This window comes from Bradyrhizobium sp. AUGA SZCCT0431, from assembly GCF_018131065.1.
In the GTDB taxonomy this organism is placed as follows: domain Bacteria; phylum Pseudomonadota; class Alphaproteobacteria; order Rhizobiales; family Xanthobacteraceae; genus Bradyrhizobium.
This window is the reverse complement of the sequence record NZ_JAFCLR010000004.1, coordinates 184,213-197,294: the sequence shown is the minus strand read 5'-3', so window position 1 is coordinate 197,294 and position 13,082 is coordinate 184,213. Positions and strand designations below refer to the sequence as shown.

The window sequence follows — 13,082 nt, the reverse complement described above, 5'->3', positions numbered from 1 at the left end:
CAAATGCGAATGAACATCGCCGCTTATCAGGCAGATCCACATTCGTGTCTAATCAGCTGTTGTGACGGTCCGACTTTTCTCGTGAAAGCTGACCTGGAATATTTCGCCGCGCGACCGTGCCTGTAGCTCCTACTTCCCGGTCTTCACCCGCGTCCAGAGCCGGTTGATGACGCGCTGGGTCGCGGGATCGCGGGCGTTGATCACGAACAACTTTTTCTGGATCGCCTCATCCGGATAGATGTTCCTGTCGCCCAGGATTTTGGGATCGACCAATTTCTGGCTCGCCAGATTGCCGTTGGCGTAGGACAGGAAATCCGAGTTCTTGGCGGCGATCTCCGGGCGGTAGAGGTAGTCGATCAGCTGATAGGCTTCCGCGACGTTCTTGGCATCGGCCGGGATCGCGAGATTGTCGAAGAACATCTGCGCGCCCTCCTTCGGGATGGTGTAGCCGATCTCGACATCGTTCCTGGCCTCCGCCGCCCGGCTGCGCGCCTGCATGATGTCGCCCGACCAGCCGACCACGAAGCAGATTTCACCCGACGCCAGCGCGCCCAGATATTCCGACGAGTGAAACTTGCGGACATAAGGCCTGATCTTGGTGACGAGATCGGCGGCCTTCTCCAGATCGGCCTGCTTGGTCGAGTTCGGATCGATGCCGAGATAGCTGAGCGCCGCGGGCAGAATGTCGTCGGCGGAATCCAGCATGTGGATGCCGCAATCCTTGAATTTTGCGAGGTTCTCCGGCTTGAAGACGATGTCCCAGCTGTCGATTTTGGCGTCAGCGCCCAAAATCTTCTGCGCCGTTTTGACGTTGTATCCGATCCCGGTGGTGCCCCACATGTAATTGGCGCCGTAATTATTGCCGGGATCGTAGGTCGCGAGTTGCTTCGTCACCACCGGCCAGGCGTTGGCGAGGTTGGGCAGTTTCGACTTGTCGAGCTTGAGGAAAACCTTGGCCGTGATCTGGCGCTGCAGGAAATAGCCGGTGGGAACGACGACGTCGTAGCCGGATTTTCCGGCCAGCAGCCGCGTCTCCAGCGTCTCGTTGGCGTCGAACGTGTCGTAGACCACCTTGATGCCGGTTTCCTTCGTAAAGTCCTCCAGCACGCCAGGCGCCATGTAGTTCGACCAATTGTAGAAATTGACCGTGCGCTCTTCGGCTCGCGCCGGCGACAACAACAGGATCGCGGCAACCGCGGCAATGAAACCAACAACATTGCGGTTCCGGTCGCGCATCTCGTCTACCTCTTCCGGCGATGTACCGCGTCCGACAGACGCTCCAGCGCCGTGTCCAGGGTGGCGTCCTTCTTGGAGAAACAGAAACGCACCACCGACGTCACGGCATCCTGTTCGTAGAAGGCCGACACCGGGATCGCGGCGACCTTGTAGTCGTTCACAATGCGATGGCAAAATTGCACGTCGGTCTCGTTGAGGCCGAGCGGCGACAGGTCGACGGTCAGGAAATAAGTGCCTTGTGATTTAAGGACAGGAAACCCGATGCTCTCGAGCCCCTTGGTCAGGCGATCCCTGCTCCGCGCCAGCTCCTTGCGCATGTCGTAAAAATACTCGGCCGGCTTGTCGAGACCGTAGGCGACGGCGGCCTGCAGGTTGGGCGCGGTCGTGAAGGTGAGAAACTGGTGCACCTTCGCGGCCACGCGCAGCAGCGGTGGCGCGGCGCAGACGAAGCCTATCTTCCACCCCGTCAGCGAAAAGATCTTGCCGGCGCTGCCGACCTTGATGGTGCGGTCGCGCATGCCCGGGATCGTGATCAGCGGGATATGCTCGCGGCCGTCGAAGGTGACATGCTCCCAGACCTCGTCGCAGATCGCGATGGTGTCGAACTCCTGGCAGAACCGCGCCAGCAATTCGAGGTCCTCGCGCGGATAGACAACGGCGGCCGGATTGAGCGGGTTGTTGAACAGCACCGCCTTGGTCTTGTGATTGAAGACGCTGCGCAGCATCTCCTCGCTGAGCCGCCAGTCCGGCGGCTCGAGGCGCAACAGCCGCGGGATGCCGCCGGCCTGCCGGATGATGGGCAGGTAGCTGTCATAGACCGGCTGGAAGCAGACGACCTCATCGCCGGGTTCGACCACAGCCAAAATGGAAGACGTCAGCGCCTCGGTGCCGCCCGACGTCACCATCACTTCGCTCATCGGATCAAGCGAGAGGCCGTGCCAGCGTCCATAGTGGGACGCGATCGCCTGCCGCAGTTCCGGAATGCCCATCATCGACGGATATTGGTTATAGCCATTGATCGACGCGTCCGCCGCGGCGCGCCTGATATCCTCGGGCCCGGGATCATCAGGAAAACCCTGGCCGAGATTGATGGCGTTGTTGTCGCGCGCGGCTTGCGACATCGCCTCGAAGACGGTGACGGGAAGGTCGGCGAAGACCTTGTTCATGGAGGTCATTTTTTCAAAGCAGTCCCTGGAAAAATCAACCGCCGGCCTTGGTCTGCAATCCCGCAGCCTTCCAGCCAAGGATGCCGCCCGCCAAATGCTTGTCATAGGGAAGCCCCGCGGCCTGCGCCGCCAGCGACGCCGTCACCGAGCGCTTGCCGGAGCGGCAGGCAAAAACCACCTGCTTGCCCTTGGGGTCCGGAATGGCCGCCGGATCGAACGACTGCAGCGGAACCACCACGCCGCCAGGATAGGCTTCCACCGCGACCTCATTCGGCTCGCGCACGTCGACGAGCAGATAGCGTCCCTCCGCCATGCCCTTTGCGACATCTTCCGGCGTCAAATCGTGCACCTGATGGTCCGCCACGTAATATCCTCCCGACATCCTGCTTTGAGGGTCCCGCCCGCCAGCCGGGCGCCAAACTCGCCTCTGGCGCGGCGAAAATCAAGCGCTGCGAACGGTTTAAAGGATGACCAAAAACGGGCCATGCGGCCACCATCGCATGACGCCATTTATTCTCTCGCGGCGGTGTTTTCAGGGCAGAAGTTGCCTTGCTATCGGCCAGGCCCCGACCGGCGTTTGCGGACCGGTCACCCTGTAACCCCGTCGCAGGTAGAATCCCTTGGCATTTGTGCTTGCTTCGGCGCGAACCGCATCGATGCCGCGTCCACGCATCAGCGCTTCGAGCCGGTCAAGTAACCCTGCGCCGACGCCTTGCCCGGCATATTCGGGGGCCGTGTACAGCCCCTCAAGGACGTCGCCGTGGATGGCGCCCCACCCGGCCACGAGGCCATCCAGTTCGGCAATCCATATTTCCAGGTCGCGAAGCTTCCGCTCCATTCCGGCAGGCGCGAGCTGCCTCGCCCACGCCTCGGCGTCTGCGACCGGCATTTTCGGCGGCGCCAACTCAAGGATCGATCGTCGCCGCACCTCGAACAGAAGCGCCGCGTCGTGGAACGTAGCCAGGCGGTGAACGGCAGCAGCCATCTGACGTGTGATCCAGCGGCGGGGACGTGAGACCCGCGCGGATGTCATACCAGATTGTAGCGCCTAGATCGTCACCTGCGTTCCCACCTCGACCACGCGCCCGGTCGGGATCTGGAAATAGTCGGTGGCGTCGTTGGAGCTGCGGCTGAGCGCGATGAACAAATGGTCCTGCCAGCGCGGCATGCCCGAATGCGCGGCCGGCTTGAGCGCGCGGCGGGACAGGAAAAACGACGTCGCCATGATGTCGAACTGCCAACCGAGCTTGCGGGCGAGCGCCAGCGTTCTCGGCACATTGGGCTGCTCCATGAAGCCGAACCGCAGCGTCAACTTGGAGAAGGTTTCGCTCAGTTGCTCCATCCGGATCCGTTCGGAATCATCGATCCGCGGCGTCGGCGCGGTTTCGATGGTAAGAATGACGTTCTTTTCGTGCAGCACCTTGTAGTGCTTCAGGCTGTGCATCAGCGCCGTCGGTGCGCTTTCGGGATCGCTGGTCAGGAACACCGCCGTGCCGGGGACCCGCTGCGGTGGCCGCTTCTCCAGCATCGCCACCAGCTCGGCGAGTGGGAATTCCAGCTTGCGCGATTTCTCGAACAACAGCCGGCTGCCGCGCCGCCACGTATACATCAGCAGCATCACGATGCCGCCCAGCGCCAGCGGCACCCAGCCGCCTTCGAACACTTTCAGCAGATTGGCCGCAAGGAAGGTGAGATCGAGGAACAAGAACGGCGCGATCAGCGCGGCGGCTGCCGCCGCCGACCATTTCCAGACCCGCCAGATCACGACAAAGCCCATCATCGCCGTGACCACCATGGTCCCGGTCACGGAAATCCCGTAGGCCGAGGCCAGTGCGCTGGAGGAGCGGAACAGCAGCACCAGCAGAATCACCGAAATGAACAGCAGCAGATTGATGCGCGGAATGTAGATCTGGCCGGAATGCGACTCGGAGGTATGGCGGATTTCAAACCGCGGCATCAGGCCGAGCTGGATCGCGGTGCGCGTCAGTGAATAAGCGCCGGTGATGACGGCCTGGCTCGCGATCACGGTCGCCAGCGCGGCAAGCGCGACCATCGGGATCAGCGCCCAGTCCGGGAACATCAGGAAGAACGGGTTCTCGATGGCCTTGGGATCGCCGATCAGGAGCGCGCCCTGCCCCATGTAATTCAGCGCCAGCGACGGCAACACGATGTAGAGCCAGGCGGTCTGGATCGGCCGTTTGCCGAAATGGCCGAGATCGGCGTAGAGCGCTTCCGCGCCGGTGACGGCGAGAAACACCGCGCCGAGCGTCACGAAACCAATCACGCCGTGATGGGTCATGAAGGAAACCGCATGGAGCGGATTGAGCGCCAGCAGGACTTCGGGATGACGCATGATCTGCGGAACGGCCGCGATCGCAATCACGGCGAACCACACACACATCACCGGCCCGAAGAATGCGGCGACCCGTGCGGTGCCGCGCGACTGCACCGCAAACAGCACGATCAGAATGATCACCGTGAGCGGCACGACGTAGTGCTCGAATCTCACGGTGACGAGCTTGATGCCTTCGATCGCCGACAGCACCGACAGCGCCGGCGTAAGGACGGCGTCACCGTAAAACAACGCGCCGCTGATGATCCCAAGCAGTACGATCGCGGCGGCGCCTTTCCCGTTGCCGACGGCGCGTTGCGCCAGCGCCATCAGCGCCAGAGTTCCGCCTTCGCCGTTGTTGTCCGCGCGCAGCAGGATGACCACGTATTTCAGCGTAACGACGATGATCAGCGCCCAGAGAATGAGGGAAAGAATGCCGAGGATGGCCTGCGTGGTGACGCCGTCAGACCCGCTCGCAGCCACGATGGCCTCGCGCAGCGCATACAGCGGGCTGGTGCCGATATCGCCATAGACGACACCGATGCTGCCCAGCATCAGCGCCTTGAAGCCGGCGGTGGAATGGACTTCCCCATGCCCGTTGGCCGCGGGCGTTTCCGCCGCGGTAATCGCAATCTGGGATGACATCAGACAGGCCTCGGTTTTTGCCGCACTGCACAATCAGGAAGTGCAGGCCTATACTCCTGTCGTGAATGCATAGGTTAGCCTGAATTCAGGCCTCCGATATGCATTCCGCGCATGGGTTCCAGGGAACTGGCGGTCGGAAATTTCTTCAGATAATCAGATAGTTACCTGAGTTCCGACCTCGACGACCCGCCCGGTCGGGATCTGGAAATAGTCGGTGGCATCGTTGGCCGACCGGCTCATCGCGATGAACAGATGATCCTGCCATAGCGGCATTCCCGACTGCGCCGACGGCTTCAGCGAGCGCCGCGAGACGAAGAACGAGGTCGCCATGATGTCGAACTGCCAGCCGAGCTTGCGGGCGATCACCAGCGCCTTGGGCACGTTCGGCGATTCCATGAAGCCGAAACGCAGCCGCACGGTGGCGAATTTTTCGCTGATGGTCTCCATCTTGACGCGTTCGGCCGGATCGACGCGCGGCGTCTGTGCGGTCTCGATCGTCACGATCACATTGTGCTCGTGAAGCACCTTGTTGTGCTTGAGATTATGCAGCAGCGCCGTGGGCACGAAATTCGGATCGCTGGTCAAAAACACCGCGGTGCCCTTGACGATGTGCGGTGGACGCTTTTCGAGACTTTTGATCAGGTCGATCAGCGGCACCTCGATGCGCCTCGTCTTGGCGATCAGGATCGCCGCGCCGCGGCGCCAGGTCCAGATCATCACCGCCATCGCGACCCCGAACAGCAACGGGACCCAGGCGCCTTCGAGCAGCTTCAACAGATTGGCGGTGAAGAACGCCATATCGACGACGACGAGCGGCAGGATCAACGCGGCCGCTGTCGCCGCGCGCCAGTTCCACAACTTCCAGATCACGACAAAACCCATGATGCCGTCGACGACCATGGTGGTGGAAACGGCGATGCCATAGGCGGAAGCCAATCCGCTCGAGGTGCGGAACAGCAGCACCAGCAGAATCACGCCGAGCAGCAGCATCCGATTGACCCGCGGCAGGTAGATCTGCCCGGCATGGCTCTCGGAGGTGTAGCGAACCTCGAACCGCGGCAACAGGCCGAGTTGCACCGCCTGCCGCACCAGCGAATAGGCGCCCGTGATCACCGCCTGGCTCGCGATCACCGTGGCCGCCGTCGCGAGCACCACCAGCGGCAGCAGCAGGATCTCGGGGGCCAGCCGGTAGAACGGGCTTACGATCGCCGCCGGATTGGACAGCACCAAGGCGCCCTGCCCGAAGTAATTGATCAGAAGCGCCGGCATCACCAGATAGAACCATCCGGCCTGAATCGGCTTGCGTCCAAAATGCCCGAGGTCCGCATAAAGCGCTTCGCCGCCGGTCACCGCCAGAAACACCAGGCCCAGCGTCACCAGTCCGATCATGCCGTGCGAAAGCACGAACTGGATCGCGTAATAGGGATTGATCGCCTGCAAAACGGTAGGATCGTCGCTGATGTGGATGAGGCCCAAAATCGTCAGCGTGGCGAACCAGACCACCATGACCGGTCCGAACGCCGACGCGACGCGCGCGGTGCCGCTGCTCTGCACCGAGAACAGCAGCACCAGAATAAAGATCGTCAGCGGCACCACATAATGGTCGAGCGCCGGCGCGACGAGTTTGAGACCTTCGACCGCCGACAACACCGAAATCGCCGGCGTGATCATGGAATCGCCGATGAACATCGAGGCGCCGACGACGCCGAGCGCCATCAACACCCAGCTGCGCCGGCCCAGCGCCCGCTGACCCAGCGCCATCAGGGAGAGCGTGCCGCCCTCGCCATGATTGTCGGCGCGCAGCAGCAGCAGCACGTATTTGACCGTCACGACGATGAACAGCGACCACAGGATCAGGGAGAGTACGCCGAGCACGATCTCGCGCGACACCGGCCCGCCCGCCGCCGCATGGGTTACGGCTTCGCGGAACGCATACAGCGGCGAAGTGCCGATGTCGCCGAACACCACGCCGATGCTGCCCAGTGTCAGGGCCCAAAAGCCTGAGGTGACCTGCCCCTCATGGGCCTCGGTGGATGTGGCGCTGACAGTCATGACGCGGGAAACACGCTCTCGTTATTTGATCCGGGCGGCTATCGACGCTTCTGCGTCGCCTGTCAATCATCGGCAAGCATAGCACCGCTGGGGATGCGGCACCCACGCAAAGCAAATTTCATCACACTATTCGAGAGGTAAGATGGTAGTAGCGTCGATTTACGGCTTCAAGCCAGGTGGAAGCGGCGGATTTTCGCGCATTAATGTGATGGTCACGCGACGGTTTGCCGGCAACGTCGGATCATCGGGAAACAGCGGTTGGCTGTCGGCCTTGCCGGATACCGCAAAGACGTGCGATGGCGGCAGGCCCTCGCGCTCCAGGATCTGACGCACCGTGTTGGCGCGGTCGGCCGAAAGATCGAATGCGCCATAGTCGCTTCGCGCCGGCAGGAAGCCTGCCGCCGTATGGCCCACGATCGACAACCGCAGTGGCGTCGCCTTCAGCGGAACCGCGAGTTTCTGGATCAGCCGGCGGGTGCGGTCATGGGGCACCTTGGAGCCATCGGCAAACATCGACCGCCCTTCCTGATCGACGATCTCGAGATTGAGGCCCTGGCTGGTCTCCTCGAACATGATGTGCTTGGACATCTCGGTCAGTTCCGGCAGGTCCTGCAACGCCTGCCGCAACGATGCCGAAGCCAGCGCGAATTCGCGGTCGACCGTCAGCTTGGCGCCGCTCTCGCGGGTGCGGTCCTTTTCGTCCGGGGTCGGCGTGGCGGAGGCTTCCTCCGGCGAAATATGAGCGGCGCTCTTCAGCTTCGGCCGCGTCGGCAGGCCGTCGGATTCGACGATGCCGGAATAGCGAACTTCGGTCTGCACGCCGAACGCTTCCCGCATCGAGCCGGCGACGATCTTCAGCTTGTCCTTGTCCTGGCTGGAAAACGCGACCAGCATCACGAAGAAGGCCAGCAGCAACGCCATCAGATCGGCAAACGTCACGAACCAGCCGTGACCGCCATGTGCCTCTTCGCGTTTTTTCTTGGCCATGCTCTATATCCGCGCCTGGATGCTGCCGAAGGGTCAGGCCGGCGCCAGTTCGCCTTCCTCGTGGCGATGCTTTTCGGGCAGATAGGCCAGCAGCATCTCACGCACCAGCGCCGGGCTCTTGGAATCCCGGATCATCAGGATGCCGTCGATGATCAGTGTGCGATTGGTCTCCTCGTCGAGCAGCTTGCCATGCAGCTTGTCGGCGATCGGCAGACAGATCAGGTTTGCGACCAGCGCGCCGTACAGCGTTGCCAGCAAGGCGACGGCCATGAAGGGACCGAGTTTCGAAGGATCCTGCATGTTCGAGAACATCTGCACCATGCCGAGCAGCGTGCCGATCATGCCGAACGCCGGCGCGCAGTCGCCGATGGCGCGATAGATCTTCGAACCTTCGTTCAGGTGCATCAGAAAATTGTCGCGATCGCGCTCGAGGTTGTCGCGGATGAATTCCAGATCGTAACCGTCGGCGACGTAGCGGATTCCCTTGGCGAGGAACGGCTCGTTGGTGTCGACCTTTTCTAACCCGACCGGACCCTGCTTGCGGGCGATTTCGGCGATACGGGCGAGTTCATCGACCAGGTCGCGCGCCGACAGACGGCTCATCGTGAAGGCGAATTTGGCGCCGAGCGGCATGCCATGCAGGATCGCACTGAGCGGAAACCGGATCAGCGTCGCCGCGAACGAGCCGCCGAAAATGATGATGACGGCGTGGATGTCGTAGAACATCCGGAAATCGCCACCCATCAAAATCAGCGTCGACAGCACGATGGCGCCGACGACCAGGCCAATGAGCGTGGTGATATCCATTCTGAACTCCGACGCGTACGCGAACGACCTGCCCGTCCTGGACGGTGGCGCGCCCCATACGGGGCCGCGCCAATTGAACCCTACGTCGGCGCTGTTAAAGACGCGTAAAGGTTAAGCCGCGGCTGTGCCGTACAATTGCGAGGGCCGACGTCCCGGGCCCAGGAATCCGTCGGGATCAAGGCCATTGGTGCGATCGCAACCTTTCGCTAACCATAATGAGCCGGCCACCGCGGAGCGCAGGGGCAGTCAGTTCAACCGATCAGCTCGCTCGGTCAGTTCACTGCGCCTGCACGCCGATCCCGGCGGATTTGATGATCGGCCACCATTTGTCGATCTCGGCCTTCTGGAATGCGGCCAGTCCTTCCGGCGTCTGCTGCGCGCGCGGGGCGACGTCGAGCCCCAGCTCGGTAAAGCGTTTCTGGATCGCCGGATCGGCCAGCGCCTCGACGGTGGCCGCGTTGAGCTTGGCAATGATCTCCCTTGGCGTTCCCTTCGGCGCCCAGAAGCCGAACCAACCCGACATATAAAGTCCGGGCACGCCGGTCTCATCCGCCGTCGGGATATCAGGCATCGAGGCCGAGCGAGCCACCGACAGGTTGGCGAGCGCCTTGATCGCGCCGGCACGGATCTGCGGCAACGCCACCGCGCCCTGCACCACCAATAGATCGACGGTGCCGGCGACGAGATCGGTCATCGCCGGTCCCGCGCCACGATAGGGAATGAACTGCACCTTCTGCCGGGTCAGCTTCTCGAACATGACCCCGGTGACATTGGCGGCCGCGTTCTGGTTGACGAAATTGATCTTGCCGGGATTGGCCTTCATCCAGGTCACGAGTTCGCCAAGCGTGTTCGCGGGCAGATCTTTCTTGGCGACCATGAGCTGGGGGTTGTTGGAGATCAGCGCGATCGGCTCGAAATCCTTTTCGAGATCATAGTCGAGCTTGTAGATGATGCTGCCGACATGGGTGTCCCATTGACCGATGTCGAAGGTGTAACCATCCGGCGCCGCGCGGGCGACACGACCGACGCCGATGCTGCCGCCGGCACCGCCGACATTTTCGATCACGATCGACTGCCCGAGCGTTGCGCGCATCCGCTCGGCCATGATCCGGGCGGCGGCGTCGGTGGATCCGCCCGGCGGAAAGGGAACGACGAGCGTGATGGGGCGCGACGGATAGGTTTGCGCCTCGACCTCCGCGACGCCGGCAATGACAAGCAATGACAGCGCCGCCCAAAAGGCTCTCATGACGTTTCCCCTCGTGTGTTAATTACCCCAACTTTTCGCCGGTGGTTGTTTTCGTCAGTGGATTTCAGCGGAACGCTTCAAAGCCTCTTTCAGTTTCTCGAGCGTGAAATCCGGGCTGCGCGCGATATCCAGGATCGGCGTCTCGCGGCGGCCGCAGAGTTCGGCGGCGTCCGGAATCTTGGCGGCGATATCGATCGGAATCACGATCGCGCCATGCTGGTCGGCATGGATCAGATCGTCGGAATGCACCGTCATGCCGGCGACGCGCACTTCGCCGCCAAAACTCTCGGCATGCACCCAGGCATGCGACGGACCGATCGATCCGGCCAGCGCCTGGAAGCCCGGCGCCCATTGCGGGATGTCCCTGATAGAACCATCGGTGATGACGCCGAGGCAGCCGAGCGCCTTGTGCACGTTGCTCTGCACTTCGCCCCAGAACGCACCATAGCCGACGTCGGCGCCGTCGATATCCTGGATCACGGTGATGCGGGGACCAAAGCCGGTGCCGACATATTCATAATAGGCGATGCGGCGCCTTGCCTGCTCGTCGGCCGGAAGGCCGGACTTGAGCACCGAGCGGATCGACACGGTACGGGCGTAGCCGACCATCGGCGGCAGATTGGGAAACGGGCAGACCAGCGGCTTGGTGGTGTAGCCGATCAGCCGGCGCTCAGGCGCCACGATCTCCATCGCATTGCAGATCGTCGGCGTGTCGTAGCGGGCCAACGCTTCAAGCACGGAAGCCGGTAGCGGGGCGGAAGCGGACTGGGTCACTGCGTTTCTCTCCTGATTTTTTGGGGCCGGAATTCTGGACAGCCTGACATCGCCAAGCCCTATAGCCGAGATTGGGGTCGAACCCAACTCGGCCAGCGCTCATGGCAGCTATCTTGGCAGATATAACGGAAGTCGCGTGGCGGCTCAGTTCAGCCGCGCCGGGCGGTCGTCATGCTCGGCGTCGGCCGGAGCCGCCGGGAAGACGGGTGCCGGACCGGCGGGTGCGGCGGCATCGGTGGTCGCAGCCGCCAGCGCGGCAGCGGCGTTTCGTTCATGATCGCGATAGGTTTTCCAGCCCCACGGCAGGCTCAACAGATACAGCACGGTCCCGACCGAGAGAATGTACCAGGGATAGCTCACGAGCAGCGCGATGAAGAAGACCACCGAGACGAAAACCGGCAGCACCATTTCCGGCGGCACGCGCATGCGCACGGTCTTGCCGGAAAGCACCGGCAGCCGCGACACCATCAGGAATCCGATCAGCAGCGTATAGAACGCGGTCAGTATGGCCGGCGGCTGCGGGACGCCCAAAAAGACCAGATAGATCGGCAGCATCACGGTCAACGCACCGAGCGGCGCCGGGACGCCGGTGAAATAATTTGCCGCGAACGCGGGCTTGTTCGGATCGTCGATGCTGGCGTTGAACCGCGCCAGCCGCAGGCCGCCTGAGATCGCATACACCATTGCCGCGATCCAGCCGCCGTTGCCGAGTTCGTGCAACTGCCAGAAATACAGCATCAGGCCGGGCGTGACGCCGAAATTGACGAAGTCCGCGAGGCTGTCGAGTTCGGCACCGAATTTCGACTGGCCCTTGATCATGCGCGCAACGCGGCCGTCGACCCCGTCCAGCACCGCCGCGAACACGATCGCGGCAACCGCGAGCTCCATGCGGCCTTCGATCGACAGCCGGATCGCCGTCAGCCCGGCGCAGATCGCCAGCAACGTGATGAAGTTCGGCACCAGCATCCGGATCGGAATCGGACGAAACCGGCGGCGGCGCATTTCCGGAGATTTGGGATCGGGTATCATCATGGCTCGCCAATATATAGCAAGTGCCAGCCTGCGCCGCCATTGTGGCGGCCGGCAGGCGCCTCAGCCATTCGGATGGTTAATCGGCGCGGAAGGTCCGCCCCTGCTCGCTGGCGCCGCCGAGATCGGCCAGCACGGTCTCGCCGGCGACCGCGGTTTGGCCCTCGGAAACCAGCGATTTGCCGCCTTCGGGCAAATAGACGTCGAGCCGCGAGCCAAACCGGATCAGGCCGAACCGCTCGCCGGCGCCGATCGTCTGCCCCTCGCGCACGAACGAGACAATACGTCGCGCCACCAGGCCTGCGATCTGGACCACACCGATGCGGCCATGGCTGGCGGTCGAGATCACCAGCGAGTTGCGCTCATTGTCTTCGCTGGCCTTGTCGAGTTCGGCATTGATGAAGGTGCCGGGCCGGTAGGCGATACGGTCGATCCGCCCCGCCACCGGACTGCGATTCACGTGGCAGTTGAACACGCTCATGAAGATCGAGATGCGCAGCAGCGGCCGGTCGCCGAGACCAAGCTCGGCCGGCGGCAACACCTGAGAAATCATCGAGACCCGTCCGTCGGCCGGCGACACCACGACGCCTTCGCGTACCGGGGTGACGCGCACGGGATCGCGAAAGAACAGCGCGCACCATACCGTCAGGATCGTGCCGATCCAGCCGAGCGGCGTCCAGATCCAGAACAGGACCAGGCTAGCAAGCGCAAAGCCGCCGATGAAGGGATAGCCCTCGGGATGGATCGGCGGGATTTGCGCGCGGATGGAATTGGCAATCGACATCAAGGCTCACTATTGGCTGGCCCG

At 62.7% G+C, this 13,082-nt stretch carries 12 protein-coding genes; all 12 read right to left on the bottom strand.

What is annotated here, in order from left to right; translation table 11 throughout:
- Positions 1 to 129 precede the first annotated feature (129 nt).
- Entirely contained in the window at positions 130 to 1,236 is a 1,107-nt protein-coding gene (locus JQ567_RS05370; RefSeq protein ID WP_212437823.1) for a polyamine ABC transporter substrate-binding protein, read from the bottom strand.
- Positions 1,237 to 1,241: 5 nt separating this feature from the next.
- Positions 1,242 to 2,411, bottom strand: coding sequence for an aminotransferase (locus JQ567_RS05365; RefSeq protein ID WP_192740427.1), 1,170 nt, complete (start codon positions 2,409 to 2,411; stop codon positions 1,242 to 1,244).
- A 25-nt stretch (positions 2,412 to 2,436) separates the two neighbouring features.
- Positions 2,437 to 2,784: a rhodanese-like domain-containing protein gene (locus tag JQ567_RS05360; RefSeq protein WP_212437822.1), complete on the bottom strand. Its 348-nt coding sequence runs from the start codon at positions 2,782 to 2,784 to the stop codon at positions 2,437 to 2,439.
- Positions 2,785 to 2,934: 150 nt separating this feature from the next.
- Positions 2,935 to 3,387, bottom strand: a complete 453-nt coding sequence (locus JQ567_RS05355; protein ID WP_212437821.1) for a GNAT family N-acetyltransferase — start codon at positions 3,385 to 3,387, stop codon at positions 2,935 to 2,937.
- Between the two features lie 63 nt (positions 3,388 to 3,450).
- The gene (locus JQ567_RS05350; RefSeq protein WP_212437820.1) at positions 3,451 to 5,379 is read right to left on the bottom strand and encodes a potassium transporter Kup; all 1,929 of its coding nucleotides are present in this window, start codon (positions 5,377 to 5,379) and stop codon (positions 3,451 to 3,453) included.
- A 153-nt stretch (positions 5,380 to 5,532) separates the two neighbouring features.
- Positions 5,533 to 7,431 (bottom strand): potassium transporter Kup, encoded by a 1,899-nt coding sequence (locus JQ567_RS05345; RefSeq protein WP_212437819.1) that lies wholly within the window; start codon positions 7,429 to 7,431, stop codon positions 5,533 to 5,535.
- 159 nt (positions 7,432 to 7,590) lie between these two features.
- Positions 7,591 to 8,418 (bottom strand): flagellar motor protein MotB, encoded by an 828-nt coding sequence (locus tag JQ567_RS05340; protein WP_212031722.1) that lies wholly within the window; start codon positions 8,416 to 8,418, stop codon positions 7,591 to 7,593.
- Between the two features lie 33 nt (positions 8,419 to 8,451).
- A complete protein-coding gene (locus JQ567_RS05335) occupies positions 8,452 to 9,225 on the bottom strand; it encodes a motility protein A (protein ID WP_212437818.1) in 774 nt (257 codons plus the stop codon).
- Between the two features lie 277 nt (positions 9,226 to 9,502).
- Complete coding sequence (locus JQ567_RS05330; RefSeq protein ID WP_212437817.1) at positions 9,503 to 10,471, bottom strand: tripartite tricarboxylate transporter substrate-binding protein; 969 nt, start codon at positions 10,469 to 10,471, stop codon at positions 9,503 to 9,505.
- Between the two features lie 54 nt (positions 10,472 to 10,525).
- The gene (locus tag JQ567_RS05325; RefSeq protein WP_212031725.1) at positions 10,526 to 11,245 is read right to left on the bottom strand and encodes an RraA family protein; all 720 of its coding nucleotides are present in this window, start codon (positions 11,243 to 11,245) and stop codon (positions 10,526 to 10,528) included.
- 144 nt (positions 11,246 to 11,389) lie between these two features.
- Complete coding sequence (locus tag JQ567_RS05320) at positions 11,390 to 12,274, bottom strand: phosphatidylcholine/phosphatidylserine synthase (protein WP_212437816.1); 885 nt, start codon at positions 12,272 to 12,274, stop codon at positions 11,390 to 11,392.
- Between the two features lie 79 nt (positions 12,275 to 12,353).
- On the bottom strand, positions 12,354 to 13,058 hold the full coding sequence (locus tag JQ567_RS05315) for a phosphatidylserine decarboxylase (RefSeq protein ID WP_212269531.1): 705 nt from the start codon (positions 13,056 to 13,058) through the stop codon (positions 12,354 to 12,356).
- Positions 13,059 to 13,082: the final 24 nt, after the last annotated feature.